The sequence below is a fragment of the Streptomyces sp. DH10 genome, assembly GCF_029813805.1.
GTDB lineage: Bacteria > Actinomycetota > Actinomycetes > Streptomycetales > Streptomycetaceae > Streptomyces > Streptomyces coeruleofuscus.
The window spans coordinates 626,654-641,245 of sequence record NZ_JARVKU010000001.1 but is presented as its reverse complement, the minus strand read 5'-3'; the positions used below and the strand labels follow the sequence as shown (position 1 = coordinate 641,245).

The window sequence follows — 14,592 nt, the reverse complement described above, 5'->3', positions numbered from 1 at the left end:
TCATCCCTCCCGCGCCGCCGCGCACACCGCCCGCGCGATGCGCGCCACGTCCGCGTCGCCCGTCACGTACGGCGGCATCGTGTAGACCAGATCGCGGAACGGCCGCAGCCACACGCCCTCGCGCACGGCCGCCTCCGTGGCCGCCTTCATGTCCACCTCGTGGTCGAGCTGGACGACCCCGATGGCGCCGAGGACCCGCACGTCCTTCACACCCGGCAGGTCACAGGCCTCCGCGAGCCCGTCCCGCAGCCCCACCTCGATCCGCTTGACCTCGGTGCGCCAGTCCTGGCCGAGCAGCAGCTCGATCGAGGCGCAGGCCACCGCCGCCGCCAGCGGATTGCCCATGAAGGTCGGGCCGTGCGCCAGCACCGGCACCTCGCCGCGCGAGATGCCGTCGGCCACCCGCGAGGTGCACAGCGTCGCCGCCATGGTCATGTAACCCCCGGTCAGCGCCTTGCCCACGCACATCACGTCCGGCGTCACCGCCGCGTGCTCCGCCGCGAACAGCGCGCCGGTACGGCCGAAGCCGGTCGCGATCTCGTCGAACACCAGCAGCACGTCGTGCGCGTCGCACGCCTCGCGCAACACCCGCAGGTAGGCGGGGGAGTGGAAGCGCATCCCGCCCGCGCCCTGCACCACCGGCTCCACGATCACCGCGGCCAGCTCGTCGGCGTGCCTCTCGACCGCCGCGCGCAACTGCTCGGCGTACGACTCCTCGTACGAGGCCGGAGGCGGACCGACGAACACCTGTCGCGGCAGCACCCCGGCCCACAACTCGTGCATCCCGCCTTCGGGATCGCACACCGACATCGGCTGCCAGGTGTCGCCGTGGTAGCCGCCGCGCCAGGTCAGCAGCCGCTGCTTGCGGGGGCGGCCCAGGGAGCGCCAGTACTGGAGGCACATCTTGACCGCGACCTCGACCGACACGGACCCGGAGTCGGCGAGGAACACGTGCTCCAGACCCTCGGGCGACATGTCGACAAGGAGCTTCGCCAGCCGTACGGCGGGCTCGTGGGTGAGCCCGCCGAACATCACGTGGCTCATCCGCTCCAGTTGCCCGCGCGCCGCCTCGTTCAGCACCGGGTGGTTGTAGCCGTGGATCGCCGACCACCAGGACGACATGCCGTCGACCAGCTCTCCCGTGCCGTCGGCGAGCCGCAGCCGGACCCCGCTCGCCGACTCCACGACGAGCGGTTCCTGCCGGCCGGGCATCGGGCCGTACGGATGCCACACGTGCCGCCGGTCGAGTTCCAGCAGTTCGGGCACCGTCAGCTCAGGCATTGGGTGCGAGGTCCGTTCCGGCGCCCCGGCGGCGGACGGCGACCAGGTCGGTACGGGGATCGCCGGCCGTCCGGGGCTCGGCCGCCGTGCCGGGCTCCGCGGCCTCCGGGGCGGCAGCGGAACCGCAGACGCCGCCACCCCCCTCGGAACCGCACACCCCGCCGCCGTCGTGGCAGCCGCCGGCCGCGCGGTGCTCCGGCAGCGTCACCTGGTCGGTGCCCTCCACCTCGAATCCGGCGTCCGCGATCATCTCCAGGTCGGCCTTGCCCGCCTGGCCCTCGGTGGTGAGGTAGTCGCCGAGGAAGATCGAGTTGGCCAGGTGCAGGGCGAGCGGCTGCATCGTGCGCAGATGGACCTCCCGGCCGCCCGCGATGCGCACCTCGACGTCCGGGCACACGAAGCGCACCATGGCCAGGATCCTCAGGCAGCGCTGCGGGGTGAGGTTCCACTCCTTGGCGAGCGGGGTGCCCTCGACCGGGATCAGGAAGTTGACCGGGACCGAGTCCGGGTCCAGCTCGCGCAGCGAGTAGACGACGTCGACCAGATCCTCGTCCGACTCGCCCATCCCGGCGATCAGCCCGGAGCAGGCGGACAGCCCCGCCGCATGGGCCTTCTCGACGGTGTCCACGCGGTCGGCGTACGTGTGCGTGGTGGTGATCTCCCCGTACGTCGCCTCCGACGTGTTGAGGTTGTGGTTGTAGGCGTCGGCGCCCGCCTCGCGCAGCCGCTCCGCCTGCCCGTCGGAGAGCAGCCCGAGGCAGGCGCACACCTCGACGCCCTCGTTCTTCTCCTTGATGGTCCTGATCGTCTCGGAGACCCGGTCCACGTCCCGGTCGGTCGGACCGCGCCCGCTGGCCACCAGGCACACCCGCTTGGCGCCCCCGGCCACCCCGGCCGCCGCCGCGTCGGAGGCCTGGTCCGGTTTGAGCCATGTGTACTTCAGGATCCCGGCCTGGGAGCCGAGCCGCTGCGAACAGTACGAGCAGTCCTCGGGGCACAGGCCGGACTTCAGGTTGACGAGATAGTTGAGTTTCACCCGCCGGCCGAACCAGTGCCGGCGCACCTTCCCGGCCGCGGCCACCACATCGAGCAGGTCGTCGTCGGACGTCGCGAGGACGGCCAGTGCCTCTTCTCGGGTCGGCCGCTCGCGCCGAAGCCCCTTGTCCACCAGCGTGTTCAGCAGGTCCATGGGAGCCGATCCTGTCCTACGGAGGCGCCCGGGGCCAAGGAGAGTTCGTACAACAGAGTCGCTTCGAGGTGTGGGTATTGCCACACACTGACCTGCTGGAGGTCCCGCTAGTGTCTGTGCACTGCCTACAAATTCCCCGGAGGACCACCCATGGCGTTCGGCTGGATCGACGAGCAGGCGCGGCTGCGCCGCCACGCCGGACTCGTACGGACTCTGCGCCCCCGTCCGGCCGTTTCCCCGCTCCTCGACCTGGCGAGCAACGACTACCTGGGACTGGCCCACCACCCCGAGGTCACCGAGGGCGCGGCCCGTGCCGCGCGGGTCTGGGGCGGCGGCTCGACCGGCTCCCGGCTCGTGACCGGCAGCACCGAACTGCACGCCGAACTGGAACAGGAACTGGCCGATTTCTGCGGCTTCGAGGCGGCCCTGGTCTTCTCCTCCGGCTACGCGGCCAACCTCGCGGCGGTCACCGCGCTGGCCCCGCACGGCTCCCTCATCGTCTCCGACGCGGGCAACCACGCCTCGCTCATCGACGGCTGCCGGCTGGCCCGCGGCACGACCCAGGTCGTGGCGCACGCCGAGCCGGACGCCGTGCGCAAGGCGCTGCACACGCACGAGGGCCCGGCGATCGCCGTGTCCGACACGGTCTTCTCGGTCGACGGCGACGCGGCCCCGCTCGCCGGGCTCGCCGCGGCGTGCCGTGAGCACGGCGCCGGACTGGTGGTCGACGACGCCCACGGCCTGGGAGTCCTCGGTGACGGCGGCCGCGGCGCCCCGCACGCGGCGGGACTCGCGGGCGCCGACGACGTGGTCGTGACGGTCACGCTGTCCAAGTCGCTCGGCAGCCAGGGCGGAGCCGTCCTCGGCCCCGCCCGGGTGATCGACCACCTGGTCAACGCGGCACGGACGTTCATCTTCGACACGGGTCTCGCCCCCGCGGCGGCGGGGGCGGCCCTGTCGGCACTGCGGCTGCTGCGCCGCGAGCCGGAGCGGGCGGCGCGGGCCCGTGCGGTGGCGGGCGAGTTGCACGCACGCCTGACCGCCGCGGGCCTGGAAGCGGTACGTCCGGACGCCGCGGTGGTCTCGGTGCGGGCGCCTTCCCCCGAGGACGCCGTGCGCTGGGCGGCCGAGTGCCGCGCGGCGGGCCTGGCCGTGGGCTGCTTTCGTCCTCCCTCCGTACCCGACGGCATCTCACGGCTCAGGCTGACCGCCCGTGCGGACCTGACCGGGGAGCAGATCGAACGCGCTGTACGACTGATCGGCGAGACGCGGCCATGAGTCGGCGTGACACGGCCGTGTGTCGCTCGATGAGGGACTGATCAGAAGTGGTCGGGATTCGGCTCAGATGCGGTCGACCGCGGCCGTGAACTCCGCCCAGCTCCTCGGTGAGAAGAGCAGCGCGGGCCCGGCCGGGTCCTTGGAGTCGCGCACGGCGAGCAGCCCGGCCCAGGGCGGGGCGTCCGGACACGCGGTCTCGACGCAGTTGTTCGCACCGGTGCTGTAGCTGCTGCGCAACCACCGCGCACCGTGCAGTTCGATGCTTGAGGGGACGTGACGAGGCAGTGCACGCATGGTGCCTCCTTACGCGCCGGCGGCTGTCCCGGCGATGAAATCCAACGAGTCCTCGGGCGAAAGGGCGTGGATCTGAAGGGCGTTGAAGGCCTCCGTGTAGGCCTGGAGGTCTTCTTTCCGTTCGAGGTAGAGGCTACTCGTCAAGTGGTCGAGAACAACCACATCCAGATCAGAAGTGCTCGAAAAAGAGAAGATAACGAAAGGGCCAGTAACGCCGATGTGCGCCCCGGCGGCGAACGGCAGCACCTGAAGCCGCACTTGGGGCAGCCGCGCCGCCTCGACCAGCCGATCCAGCTGCCGGGCCATGACCCCCGGCCCGCCCACCTCTCTCCGCAGCACCGCCTCGTCCAGGACGGCGCTCAGTTCCAGCGGCGGATCGGCGCGCAGCACGTCCTGCCGGGCCAGCCGCACCTCGACCAGCGTGTCGAGCCGGTCCTCCGACAGGCCCTCCACCGCGGCCTTGGTCACCGCACGGGCGTACTCGGGCGTCTGGAGCAGTCCGGGCACGACGGTGGTCTCCAGCGTGCGCATCGCCCCGGCCTGGGACTCCAGGCTGATGAAGTCCCGGTAGGTCGGCGGCAGAACCCCGCGGTAGGCGTGCCACCAGTGGTGCCGGCCGCCGCTGTCGTCGGACCCCGCCAACATCATGAGCAACTCGCGCAGCTGCGTGTCCCCCACGGCGTACGCGTCGAGAAGTAACCGCACATCGGCCGGTTTCACCCCGCTCGTGCCCGTCTCGATACGGCTGACCTTCGACTGGTGCCAGCCCACCAGCCGGGCCGCCTCACCACTGGTGAGCCCCGCCGAGGTGCGCAGCGCGCGTAGTTCGGCGCCCAGTTTCCGGCGGCGCACCGCGGGACCGTGCTGCATGGGCTACTCCTTACTCCTTCCGAGCCACCCAAATACGGTCTCGCGTCGTAGAGTTCACCGCTTTGAGCGACAGATATATGCATATCTTGGTGGATCGCCGCCCTTCAGGGGTGTTCTGGTGGCACTCTGGCGACGAAGCACCAGTCCGGGACCGTACTCGAACCTTCCGCTCCGTGTCGGACTGCGGTCCCGTTGGGAAAGGGACGACATCGCCATGGCAGACCATTTGGAAGCATCCGTCACTCTGCCGAGCGATCCCGCCTCGGTCTCCGCGGCGCGCGCCTACGTGGTGGGCACGCTGGCGGAGTGGGGCCTCCCGGCGGACACGGAAGTGTCCGACTCCATCCGGCTCATCGTCTCCGAACTCGCCACCAACGCCGTCCAGCACACCTTCGGGCAGTCGCCCACCTTCACGGTGGACGTCGCGCTCGACCGCGACGAACACCTGCGCATCGGCGTCACGGACAGCCACCCACGCTTCCCCAGACGCCTGCCTGCCGCCGTCCAGCAGGACAACGGCCGCGGCCTCGTCATCATCCGCTGGCTGGCCGCGGAGTGCGGCGGCAGGCTCAGGATCCGCCCCACCCGCGAGGGCGGCAAGACCATCTCGATCGAACTCCCGTGGACCGTCCCGGCCCGGCCCGTGACGGCGGCGGGACAGCAGGAGCCGTGAGCTCAGCGCGTCCGTGACGTGTGCCGCGCGCGGCCGAACGCCCCGCGCAGCAAGGCCCGGAAGGCCTCCACGGCCGGCGCCGCCTCCCCGCCCCGGTAGGCGACCGAGATCGTACGGCGCAGCTCGCCCGCCCCGAGCGGGCGCACCCCGACCGGCGTGACCGATGTCCGCGCCACCATCTCCGGTACGACGCCCACCCCGAGCCCCGCGCTGACCAGCGCGCACACCAGCGCGTACCCGGGCGTCGACACCAGCACCGACGGGCTGGCCCCGGCCCTGGCCAGCGCAGCCTCCACACCCCGCCGGGACGGATGCTCCGGCGCCATGCTGATCAGCGGCTGACCCGCCAGCTCCGACAGGGGAAGCCTGGACGTGCCGTCGGCGAGGGCATGCCCCGGGGCGGTCACCAGCACCAGTTCCTCGACCAGAACCGGCTCCAGGCGCACGGAGGCGGGCAGCGGCAGGGCGTCGGCGGGCTCGTACGTATGCGTCAGGGCCAGGTCGATCTCACCGGCGGCCACGGCGGTGACACCGGTCGGCGGTTCGTGGTCGGCGACGGACAGCTCCACATCCGGGTGAGCCCGGCGGAACGCGCTGAGCACCGGCGGCAGCAGGTGGATGCCCGCCGTCTGGAACGTCCCGAGCCTCAGGACACCGCCCGACAGACCGGCCAGCCGGGCCAGTTCGTGGCGGGCCAGCTCCAGCTCGTCGAGCACGCGCCGGGCCCGTGCCACCAGCAGCTCGCCCGCGCCCGTCAGCCGCGTCCCGCGATGATGCCGGACCAGCAGCGCCGAGCCCGCCTCCCGTTCCAGCTTGGCCAATTGCTGGGAGAGCGCGGGCGGGGTGTAGCCGAGGCGCTCCGCGGCCCGGGTGATCGACCCGGCCTCCGCTACGGCGACCAGCGCCGCCAGCCGGGTCGGGTCGTACACGCCGCTGACCTCCACAGACCAAAGCATTGCTTAAGGCCTGCCCAGGATACGCGACATACCTGCTGAAGGCTCCGGCCCGGCAGGCTGGCCGTATGGACGCACAACTCATCGCCTTCACCGGGGTGGCGGCGGGCATGGTCGCCATGCCGGGCGCCGACTTCACGGTCGTCGTGCGCAACGCCCTGGTCTCCCGCCGCGCCGGCGTCGCCTGCGCGCTCGGCATCGCGGGCGGGCTGCTCCTGCACACCGCGCTGGCCGTGGCGGGCGTCGCCGCGGTCCTGGCCGCCGTGCCCGCGCTGTTCCGCGCGCTCCAGCTGCTGGGCGGCGGCTATGTCCTGTACCTGGGAGTGCGGACGCTGTGGTCGCTGCGCCGGCCCCGTGCCGTGCCCGTCGAAACCACCGGGACCATCGCGTCCGCCGCGCGTCCCCTGCGGCAGGGCTTCGTCACGAACGCCCTGAATCCGAAAGCGCCCATCACCTTCCTCAGCCTGCTGCCGCAGTTCGTGCCCGCGGGCAGTCCCGCGCTGCCCCGGACGCTGCTGCTGGCGCTGATCGTGGTGGTCCTCGCCCTGCTGTGGTTCCCGGCCGTGGCCCTGCTGGTGGACCGGCTGGGCCGGTGGCTGCGCGAACCACGGGCCGCGCGGGCCGTCGAGGGGGTCACCGGCGCCGCGCTGACGCTTCTCGGTGTGCTGCTCCTTCTCGAACCGCTGAGGGCGGCCTGATGGTGCCGCGCAGCGGCGCGGGGATCCGGACGGTGCCCTGGGGCGCCGGCTCCTCCGCGGGGGCCTCCGGCGGCCCGGGGCTGCCGTGCGTCTCCTGCCGCAGCCCGGCCCGCCGCACCAGCCGGGGAAGCAGCCCCCACAGGCCGACGCAGACCAGGAACGTCGCCGCGCCCGCGGCGATGCCACCGGTCCGACTGGTCGTCACGTCCACCACCAGCAGCACGGAACCGCTGAACGCGAACACCAGCACGATCAGGCCGGTGGTGGCCAGTCGTGAGGAGACCTGCACGATGCGGGGCTTGGCGCCCTGCTGGAAGAGCGAGCGGTGCAGCGCGGCCGGCGCGGTGAACAGCGCCGCTGCCAGGACCGCGAGCAGCAGCGTGATGACGTAGGTGACGCGCTGGACCGTGTCGAGGGACGTGAAGCGCGAGGTGAACGCGAGCGACAACAGGAACGCGAAAAGGATCTGTACGCCCGTCTGGGTGACCCGGAGCTCCTGGAGCAGCTCGACGAAGTTCCGGTCGGCGCGTTGCAGCGGGGTCTCGCCGCGTGCGGTGCAGGGACGGTGCTCGGCCATGGGGTGACGGGTAACCACTTGAGGCCGTGTCACGCTCCGGCGTGCGGCGGCGCGTCAGGGACGCCGCCGCACGCCGGGCGGATCACTTCACGCGCCCGTACCAGACGCTCTTGGTCCAGATCTTCTGCAGCCGCACCACGTCCCCGCTCTTCGGGGAGTGCCAGAGCTTGTTCTTACCCGCGTAGATACCCACGTGGTACACGTTGCTGCCCGAGTGGAAGAACACCAGGTCTCCCGCCTTGCGGTTCTTGGCGGAGATGTGGCGCGTCTTGTTGTACTGCTGGGCGGCCGTGCGGGGGAGCTTCTTGCCGGCCTTCTTGAACGAGTACAGCGTGAGCCCGGAGCAGTCGAACCTGTGCGGACCGGTGGCCCCGTACTTGTAGGGCGAACCCTTCTTCGAGGCCGCGATCTGGAGTGCCTTCGTCCCATGCGTGGCTGCCGAGGCCTCCGAGGAGAAGCCGGGGGCCACGATCGAGCCGCCCACCGCGGCGATGGTGAGCGCCGAGGCCGTACCGGCCCGGACCATGAGCGACGGGACACGATTGAGCGCAGTCATGCGCAACCCTTCGTCAGCCGCCTGTGAAGGATGACCTGTCGGATTCGGGCTGGCGAAGTTGCCCGGCCGCTGACGCGGCTTCACCCCAAGGGCTGCTCGGACCCGGTCATGGCGTGACCGTCCCGGCGACCCGTCGTGCTTGGGTCCTCCACTCCTGCCGATCCACTCCTGTCGACCGGTCATCCAGGCGGCGGCAGGACTCGGCGTCCGCCCGGATCGCCCCGCCGCTGCGGCGGGGGCTTGTCGTCAGTCAGGGATCTTGACTCATGCTTGTCCCGAAATCCCAACGGAACCGGGGATTTGTGTTGTTACTCACCACTCACCCGTTCGGGTGGACACGTCTGTGTTCGAGCCACCGTCCACAGGTCCATGGGTGCCCGGACCAGGCATGGAATGTCCCATTCCGCCCTACGGCTACGCGCGTTGCGCAACTGCGAGGGCCAAAAAAAAGGACTCCCGTCTACTCCGAACAGAGGTACGTCATTCGGTCCGTTTCGACTCAGGCCCGGACGCTCCGTCGACACGGCGGGCGTCCGGACCGACGGATCCGCGTCAACTGACGGACTCCGGGGGCAGGCTGACGCGAGCCGTACGCCGCTCGCCGTCCAGCACCCGCAGCGCCCGGCCGAGCGTTCCGGCGTGCAGTTCCGTCTCTCCCCGCTGGTACATCAGGGTCAGCGCGTCACGCAGCGCCGTCGCCTTGCCCACCAGGGCCTGGGCGGCGCGCAGTCCGCGGTAGGTGTCGCCGGGCAGTGCCGGGTTGATCCGGCCGAGCAGGTCGACGACCTCCAGGTAACGGTCGATCAACTCCGCCTCGGCCCGCGTCAGCGCGGGCAGGGGCGGCAGTTCGGGCGGGAGCACCGGCGCTCACTCTCCGGTCGGCGGGGCCAGGGTGGCCTTGCGGTGGGGGACGATCCGGTCCACCAGGCCGTACGTCACCGCCTCCTGGGCGGTGAGGACCTTGTCGCGCTCGATGTCCTCGCCGACCTGCTCCCGGGTACGGCCCGTGTGCCGCGCGAGCAGCTCCTCCATGCGGGTCCGGATGCGGGTCAACTCGTCGGCCTGGATCGCCAGATCGCCGGCCTGTCCGCGGACCGGCTCGGGCAGGGCGGGCTGATGGAGCACCAGGCGGGCGTCCGGCAGCGCGAATCGCTTGCCGGGCGTGCCCGCCGCCAGCAGCACCGAGGCGGCCGCGCCGGCCTGGCCCAGGCAGATCGTCTCCACGTCACAGGAGACGTACTGCATCGTGTCGTAGACGGCCGACAGGGCGTGGAAGGTGCCGCCGGGGGAGTTGATGTAGAGCAAGATGTCGCGGTCGGGGGCCTGGTGTTCGAGGTGTATGAACTGGGCCATCACGTCGTTCGCCGAGGTCTCGTCCACCGCCGTCCCGAGGAAGACGATCCGCTCCTCCAGAAGCTTCGAGTACGGATCCATCGTCCGTTGCCCGGACGACGTGCGTTCGGTGAACTCGGGCAGCACGTAACGGGCGGACGGTCGGGTCATGGTGAACCCCTCCTCGCGGCAGAGCCGTCTCCGGAGACAGCTGTCTCTGTAAAAAATGTACAGGACGTACGTGCCGTTATGATGGCTGCATGGCCTACGAGATTCCGGTGACGCAAGCCAGGGCTGAGCTCGCCGACCTGATCAACCGCGTGGTGTACGGCGGTGAACGCGTCGTCGTCACCCGGCATGGCAAGCCCCTCGTCGCCCTCGTCTCGGCCGATGACCTGCGGCGACTCGAAGAGGCCGCGGAGCGCGCGGAAGTCGCGGAGCCTACGGAGGAGCAGGTGATCAGCGCGGTCTCCACGGTCCGTGAAGTCGCGTCCGCTCCTGGCGAACCCCAGCGGTTCGGCGTCGCGGCGGAGCACCGGAGGGCCGGCCCGGTCTGACGAAAGACCGTGCGTCCCCGTCCGCTACAGCGGGGACCCACGGTCGCTTTCTGTGACGCCGCCCGGGCGCGCGGCGGGGCGGTGGTCAGCCGATCGCCGACAGCTCTCGCCGGTCGGGGGCGGGCTCACTGCCCGTCTTCCGCGCCCGGAGCGAGCTGCCGAGCAGTACGGCACCCAGGCCCAGCGCCGCCCACCAGGTCAGGGTCAGCGCGGGGCCGGTCGCCGCCGCGCCGTCGAAGTACGACACCGAGCGCAGCAGTGTCGTACCCGCGCCGGGCGGCAGCCACTGGCCGATCGCGCCGGCCGGCTCCGGCAGCATCTGCGGGGCCGAAGTGGCGCCGGAGAAGGGGTTGCCCAGCAGCATCACCACCGCGGCGCCGATGCCCGTGCCGACGGGGCCGACCAGGGCGGCGAGGCCGGCGACGGCGCCGCTGACGGCCACCGTGGACAGGCCGAGCACCGCCGCCTCCGCCCACCAGTCGCCGCCGAGCGCCCCGAGCCAGCTGTGCGCGATCCCGGCGGCGACCACACCCACCAGCGCGGACGCGCCGAGCAGCGCGAGCACGGCCCGGACGCCGCGCAGCCCCAGCAGGGTGACCACCGCGCCCGCCGCGATGCCGGCCAGGGCGAGCGGCAGTACGGCGGCGTTCAGCACCGCGCCGCGTGGGTCACTGGCGGGGGCGGGCACGACGTCGACCGTCTCGACCTGGGCGCCCCCGGCGGCGGCCTGCTGTGCCACGGCCTGCTGGAGGAACTGTGCGACAGTCGGTCCGGCCGCGGACGCGGTGAGCAGTTCGGGCCCCTGCGGCGTGACCACGACGGCGCCGTAGACGCTCCGGTCCTGGATGGCGTCCCGGGCGGCGGCCTCGTCGGCGTAGCGGTGGATCTCGAAGGCGCCCTCGTGCCGCTCCAGCTGCCGCTCCACCTGGGCCGCCGCGGCGGGCGGTCCGGCCACGCCCAGCGGCAGGTCGCGGGGTGCTGTACGGGAGGCCGGCCAGGCGAAGGCCCACAAGGCGAGGGCCGCCAGGACGGGCACGAGGACGACGACCGCGATCAGTCGGCGGTTGCGGGCGGGCATGAGGGTCTCCTGAGGCGAGAGGAACCGGAGCGGGAACTGGAGCGGGAGCTGGAGCACTAAAAAGAAGGATCGTTCGTTTTGCTCTGTCCTCACCGTGCTCCCGCTCGCGGTGGCTTGTCAAGAATGAATATTCGTTTTACGTTGGGGATCATGGCCCGCGTGTCCCAGGAACATCTCGACGCCCGCCGCCGCCAGATCCTCGACGGCGCCGCGCTCTGCTTCGCCCGCAACGGCTTCCACGCCACGTCCATGCAGGACGTGCTGAAGGAGGTCGACCTTTCGGCGGGGGCGGTGTACCGCTACTTCAGCGGCAAGGAGGAGCTGATCGGAGCCATCGTCGCCGAGGTGCTCGGGTCGGTCCGCGGAGCCTTCGAGGAAGCGGCCCGGCAGAGTCCGCCCCCGCCGCCCGACGAACTCGTCGCCTCCGTCCTCGGCAAGACGCTCGCCGCTCGTGAGTCCCTGGTCGTCGACGGCCGGCCCGCCTTTCCGCGGCTCGTCATCCAGGTGTGGACGGAGACGCTGCGCAACGAGGAGCTCGCGGCCCTCCTGCGGGAGGGCTACGGCTCGGTCCGCGCGGCCTGGGGGAGGATCGTCGAGGGCTACCAGGAGGCCGGGATGATGCGGGCGGACGTGGCGCCGGACCATGTGGCCCGCACGATGATCGCCGCCGTGCTCGGGTTCATCGCACAGCAGTCCATCGTCGGGCCGGCCCCGGTCGAGATCCTCCGGGACGGTCTGCGGGCACTGATGAGCATGCGGGACGAGGACGCCACGACCGGTGGATCACAGCGCGGTTAACGTGCTCGAAACGCGGTCCAATTAGCCTGCCGATCCACGCCACCTGGCATTTTGCCCCGTGGCCGCGGCAACCGGGCCCCGCACGGTCCGGAGCGAGGACTGTGAGGTGGGACGTGCAACTGACCCCGCACGAGCAAGAGAGGCTGCTGATCCACGTGGCGGCCGACGTGGCCGAGAAGCGCCGGGCCCGTGGGCTGAGGCTCAACCACCCCGAGGCTGTCGCCCTCATCACGTCGCACATCCTCGAAGGCGCGCGTGACGGCCGTACCGTCGCCGAGCTCATGGCCTCCGGGCGCAAGCTGCTCACCAGGGACGACGTCATGGAGGGCATCCCGGAGATGATCCACGACGTGCAGGTCGAGGCCACCTTCCCGGACGGCACCAAGCTCGTCACCGTCCACGAGCCCATCGTCTGAGAGAGGTCTCGATGATTCCCGGAGAGATCCTCTTCGCCGATGACCCGATTGCGTACAACGAGGGCCGCGAGGTCACCCGGCTCACCGTCCTCAACGCCGCCGACCGGCCCGTCCAGGTCGGTTCCCACTACCACTTCGCCGAGGCCAACCCCGGTCTGGAGTTCGACCGCGCCGCCGCGCGCGGCAAGCGGCTGAACGTCGCCGCCGGCACGGCCGTGCGCTTCGAACCCGGGATCCCCGTCGACGTCGAACTCGTTCCGCTGACCGGCGCCCGCGTCGTGCCCGGTCTGCGCGGGGAGACCGGAGGTGCCCTCGATGCCTGAGATCTCGCGTGCCGCGTACGCCGACCTGTTCGGCCCGACCACCGGCGACCGGATCCGGCTCGCCGACACCGATCTGCTGGTCGAGATCGAGGAGGATCGTTCCGGCGGGCCCGGGCTCGCCGGCGACGAGGCCGTTTTCGGCGGCGGCAAGGTCATCCGCGAGTCCATGGGCCAGGCGCGTGCCACCCGGGCGGAGGGCACGCCGGACACCGTCATCACCGGCGCGGTGATCATCGACCACTGGGGCATCGTCAAGGCCGACGTCGGCATCCGCGACGGGCGGATCACCGGGATCGGCAAGGCCGGCAACCCTGACACCATGGACGGCGTCCACCCGGACCTGGTCATCGGCCCCGAGACCGAGGTCATCTCCGGCAACGGGCGGATCCTGACGGCGGGCGCGATCGACGCCCACGTGCACTTCATCTGCCCGCAGATCGCCGACGAGGCGCTGTCCTCGGGCATCACGACCCTCGTCGGCGGCGGTACGGGCCCGGCCGAGGGCTCCAAGGCCACCACCGTGACCCCCGGGCCCTGGCACATCGCGCGGATGCTGGAGGCCATGGAGGCCTACCCGCTCAACATCGGCCTGCTCGGCAAGGGCAACACCGTCTCCCACGAGGCGATGCTGTCGCAGATCCGGGGCGGCGCACTCGGCCTGAAGCTGCACGAGGACTGGGGGTCGACACCGGCCGTCATCGACGCCTCGCTGACCGTCGCCGGGCAGACCGGCATCCAGGTCGCCATCCACACGGACACCCTCAACGAGGCAGGGTTCGTCGGCGACACGCTCGCCGCGATCGGCGGGCGGGGCATCCACGCGTACCACACCGAGGGCGCGGGCGGCGGGCACGCGCCCGACATCATGACCGTGGTCTCCGAGCCGTACGTGCTGCCGAGCTCCACGAATCCGACCCGGCCGTTCACCGTCAACACCGCCGAGGAACACCTCGACATGCTGATGGTGTGCCACCACCTCAACCCGGCCGTGCCGGAGGATCTGGCCTTCGCCGAGTCCCGCATCCGGCCCTCCACGATCGGCGCCGAGGACGTGCTGCACGACCTGGGCGCGATCTCGATCATCTCCTCCGACTCGCAGGCCATGGGGCGCGTGGGCGAGGTCATCATGCGGACCTGGCAGACCGCCCACGTGATGAAGCGGCGCCGGGGCGCGCTGCCCGGGGACGGCCGCGCCGACAACCGCCGGGCGCGCCGGTACGTCGCCAAGTACACGATCAACCCGGCACTCGCCCAGGGCCTGGCCCGGGAGATCGGCTCCGTCGAGAGCGGCAAACTGGCCGACCTGGTGCTGTGGGAGCCGGCGTTCTTCGGCGTCAAGCCGCAACTCGTCCTCAAGGGCGGGCAGATCGCCTACGCGCAGATGGGCGACGCCAACGCCTCCATCCCCACACCGCAGCCGGTCCTGCCGCGCCCGATGTTCGGGGCGATCGGGCGGGCACCCGCCGCCAACTCCCTGAATTTCGTCGCCCCCCTGGCCGTCGAGGACGGGCTGCCGGAGCGGCTGGGCCTCGGGAAGCGGTTCGTGGCGATCGAGTCGACGCGCGGGGTCACCAAGGCCGACATGCGGGAGAACGACGCCCGGCCCGAGGTACGGGTCGATCCCGACAGCTTCGCCGTGCACATCGACGGGGAGCTGGTCGAAGCGGCGCCGGCGGCCGAACTGCCCATGGCCCAGCGGTACTTCCTGTTCTGAGGACG

At 71.5% G+C, this 14,592-nt stretch carries 18 protein-coding genes and 1 riboswitch; of the genes, 8 read left to right on the top strand and 10 right to left on the bottom strand.

Annotated features, from left to right (window positions below; genetic code table 11):
- Together QC385_RS02775 and bioB are read right to left on the bottom strand one after the other, a co-directional pair.
- The gene (locus QC385_RS02775; protein ID WP_279539619.1) at positions 1–1,281 is read right to left on the bottom strand and encodes an adenosylmethionine--8-amino-7-oxononanoate transaminase; all 1,281 of its coding nucleotides are present in this window, start codon (positions 1,279–1,281) and stop codon (positions 1–3) included.
- Entirely contained in the window at positions 1,274–2,470 is a 1,197-nt protein-coding gene (gene bioB / locus QC385_RS02770) for a biotin synthase BioB (protein WP_279539618.1), read from the bottom strand. Before bioB ends, QC385_RS02775 begins: the two co-directional genes overlap by 8 nt.
- A gap of 150 nt (positions 2,471–2,620) precedes the next feature.
- Here bioB and QC385_RS02765 point away from each other — a divergent pair, with 150 nt between their 5' ends.
- Positions 2,621–3,748, top strand: coding sequence for an 8-amino-7-oxononanoate synthase (locus tag QC385_RS02765; protein WP_279539617.1), 1,128 nt, complete (start codon positions 2,621–2,623; stop codon positions 3,746–3,748).
- 63 nt (positions 3,749–3,811) lie between these two features.
- On the opposite strand, the gene QC385_RS02760 is transcribed toward QC385_RS02765, so the two are convergent.
- The gene (locus QC385_RS02760) at positions 3,812–4,042 is read right to left on the bottom strand and encodes a DUF397 domain-containing protein (RefSeq protein ID WP_086853318.1); all 231 of its coding nucleotides are present in this window, start codon (positions 4,040–4,042) and stop codon (positions 3,812–3,814) included.
- A 9-nt stretch (positions 4,043–4,051) separates the two neighbouring features.
- On the bottom strand, positions 4,052–4,912 hold the full coding sequence (locus tag QC385_RS02755) for a helix-turn-helix domain-containing protein (protein ID WP_279539616.1): 861 nt from the start codon (positions 4,910–4,912) through the stop codon (positions 4,052–4,054).
- A gap of 214 nt (positions 4,913–5,126) precedes the next feature.
- On the opposite strand from QC385_RS02755, the gene QC385_RS02750 reads away from it, so the two are divergent.
- Entirely contained in the window at positions 5,127–5,585 is a 459-nt protein-coding gene (locus QC385_RS02750; RefSeq protein WP_279539615.1) for an ATP-binding protein, read from the top strand.
- 2 nt (positions 5,586–5,587) lie between these two features.
- On the opposite strand, the gene QC385_RS02745 is transcribed toward QC385_RS02750, so the two are convergent.
- Complete coding sequence (locus QC385_RS02745) at positions 5,588–6,514, bottom strand: LysR family transcriptional regulator (protein WP_279539762.1); 927 nt, start codon at positions 6,512–6,514, stop codon at positions 5,588–5,590.
- A gap of 92 nt (positions 6,515–6,606) precedes the next feature.
- On the opposite strand from QC385_RS02745, the gene QC385_RS02740 reads away from it, so the two are divergent.
- Entirely contained in the window at positions 6,607–7,236 is a 630-nt protein-coding gene (locus QC385_RS02740) for a LysE family translocator (RefSeq protein ID WP_279539614.1), read from the top strand.
- Here the strand turns inward: QC385_RS02740 and QC385_RS02735 are convergent.
- The 4 genes from QC385_RS02735 to QC385_RS02720 form a co-directional block, all read right to left on the bottom strand.
- Complete coding sequence (locus tag QC385_RS02735) at positions 7,172–7,813, bottom strand: DUF6328 family protein (protein WP_279539613.1); 642 nt, start codon at positions 7,811–7,813, stop codon at positions 7,172–7,174. The two genes, QC385_RS02740 and QC385_RS02735, sit on opposite strands and share 65 nt — an antisense overlap.
- A gap of 82 nt (positions 7,814–7,895) precedes the next feature.
- Entirely contained in the window at positions 7,896–8,369 is a 474-nt protein-coding gene (locus QC385_RS02730) for a C40 family peptidase (RefSeq protein ID WP_279539612.1), read from the bottom strand.
- 3 nt (positions 8,370–8,372) lie between these two features.
- Positions 8,373–8,569, bottom strand: a riboswitch (cyclic di-AMP (ydaO/yuaA leader).
- Between the two features lie 352 nt (positions 8,570–8,921).
- On the bottom strand, positions 8,922–9,230 hold the full coding sequence (locus tag QC385_RS02725) for a hypothetical protein (RefSeq protein ID WP_279539611.1): 309 nt from the start codon (positions 9,228–9,230) through the stop codon (positions 8,922–8,924).
- A 6-nt stretch (positions 9,231–9,236) separates the two neighbouring features.
- Entirely contained in the window at positions 9,237–9,872 is a 636-nt protein-coding gene (locus QC385_RS02720; protein ID WP_279539610.1) for an ATP-dependent Clp protease proteolytic subunit, read from the bottom strand.
- An 89-nt stretch (positions 9,873–9,961) separates the two neighbouring features.
- Here QC385_RS02720 and QC385_RS02715 point away from each other — a divergent pair, with 89 nt between their 5' ends.
- The gene (locus QC385_RS02715; protein ID WP_279539609.1) at positions 9,962–10,258 is read left to right on the top strand and encodes a type II toxin-antitoxin system Phd/YefM family antitoxin; all 297 of its coding nucleotides are present in this window, start codon (positions 9,962–9,964) and stop codon (positions 10,256–10,258) included.
- Positions 10,259–10,343: 85 nt separating this feature from the next.
- Here QC385_RS02715 and QC385_RS02710 read toward each other — a convergent pair whose 3' ends face one another.
- A complete protein-coding gene (locus QC385_RS02710) occupies positions 10,344–11,336 on the bottom strand; it encodes an ABC transporter permease (protein ID WP_279539608.1) in 993 nt (330 codons plus the stop codon).
- Positions 11,337–11,486: 150 nt separating this feature from the next.
- On the opposite strand from QC385_RS02710, the gene QC385_RS02705 reads away from it, so the two are divergent.
- The 4 genes from QC385_RS02705 to QC385_RS02690 all read left to right on the top strand — a co-directional run bounded on the left by QC385_RS02705 (position 11,487) and on the right by QC385_RS02690 (position 14,587).
- On the top strand, positions 11,487–12,134 hold the full coding sequence (locus tag QC385_RS02705) for a TetR/AcrR family transcriptional regulator (RefSeq protein ID WP_279539607.1): 648 nt from the start codon (positions 11,487–11,489) through the stop codon (positions 12,132–12,134).
- A gap of 113 nt (positions 12,135–12,247) precedes the next feature.
- Positions 12,248–12,550, top strand: a complete 303-nt coding sequence (locus tag QC385_RS02700) for an urease subunit gamma (RefSeq protein WP_279539606.1) — start codon at positions 12,248–12,250, stop codon at positions 12,548–12,550.
- Between the two features lie 11 nt (positions 12,551–12,561).
- On the top strand, positions 12,562–12,873 hold the full coding sequence (locus QC385_RS02695) for an urease subunit beta (RefSeq protein ID WP_086852527.1): 312 nt from the start codon (positions 12,562–12,564) through the stop codon (positions 12,871–12,873).
- The gene (locus QC385_RS02690; RefSeq protein WP_279539605.1) at positions 12,866–14,587 is read left to right on the top strand and encodes an urease subunit alpha; all 1,722 of its coding nucleotides are present in this window, start codon (positions 12,866–12,868) and stop codon (positions 14,585–14,587) included. Before QC385_RS02695 ends, QC385_RS02690 begins: the two co-directional genes overlap by 8 nt.
- Positions 14,588–14,592: the final 5 nt, after the last annotated feature.

What these genes read in the sequence shown, in the direction of transcription:
- QC385_RS02760 (WP_086853318.1), bottom strand. Translation starts at nt 4,042, where the DNA reads ATGCGTGCACTGCCTCGTCACGTCCCCTCAAGCATCGAACTGCACGGT.
- QC385_RS02690 (WP_279539605.1), top strand. Translation starts at nt 12,866, where the DNA reads ATGCCTGAGATCTCGCGTGCCGCGTACGCCGACCTGTTCGGCCCGACC.
- QC385_RS02695 (WP_086852527.1), top strand. Translation starts at nt 12,562, where the DNA reads ATGATTCCCGGAGAGATCCTCTTCGCCGATGACCCGATTGCGTACAAC.
- QC385_RS02765 (WP_279539617.1), top strand. Translation starts at nt 2,621, where the DNA reads ATGGCGTTCGGCTGGATCGACGAGCAGGCGCGGCTGCGCCGCCACGCC.
- QC385_RS02730 (WP_279539612.1), bottom strand. Translation starts at nt 8,369, where the DNA reads ATGACTGCGCTCAATCGTGTCCCGTCGCTCATGGTCCGGGCCGGTACG.
- QC385_RS02705 (WP_279539607.1), top strand. Translation starts at nt 11,487, where the DNA reads ATGGCCCGCGTGTCCCAGGAACATCTCGACGCCCGCCGCCGCCAGATC.
- QC385_RS02740 (WP_279539614.1), top strand. Translation starts at nt 6,607, where the DNA reads ATGGACGCACAACTCATCGCCTTCACCGGGGTGGCGGCGGGCATGGTC.
- QC385_RS02735 (WP_279539613.1), bottom strand. Translation starts at nt 7,813, where the DNA reads ATGGCCGAGCACCGTCCCTGCACCGCACGCGGCGAGACCCCGCTGCAA.
- QC385_RS02720 (WP_279539610.1), bottom strand. Translation starts at nt 9,872, where the DNA reads ATGACCCGACCGTCCGCCCGTTACGTGCTGCCCGAGTTCACCGAACGC.
- QC385_RS02755 (WP_279539616.1), bottom strand. Translation starts at nt 4,912, where the DNA reads ATGCAGCACGGTCCCGCGGTGCGCCGCCGGAAACTGGGCGCCGAACTA.
- bioB (WP_279539618.1), bottom strand. Translation starts at nt 2,470, where the DNA reads ATGGACCTGCTGAACACGCTGGTGGACAAGGGGCTTCGGCGCGAGCGG.
- QC385_RS02750 (WP_279539615.1), top strand. Translation starts at nt 5,127, where the DNA reads ATGGCAGACCATTTGGAAGCATCCGTCACTCTGCCGAGCGATCCCGCC.
- QC385_RS02715 (WP_279539609.1), top strand. Translation starts at nt 9,962, where the DNA reads ATGGCCTACGAGATTCCGGTGACGCAAGCCAGGGCTGAGCTCGCCGAC.
- QC385_RS02710 (WP_279539608.1), bottom strand. Translation starts at nt 11,336, where the DNA reads ATGCCCGCCCGCAACCGCCGACTGATCGCGGTCGTCGTCCTCGTGCCC.
- QC385_RS02775 (WP_279539619.1), bottom strand. Translation starts at nt 1,281, where the DNA reads ATGCCTGAGCTGACGGTGCCCGAACTGCTGGAACTCGACCGGCGGCAC.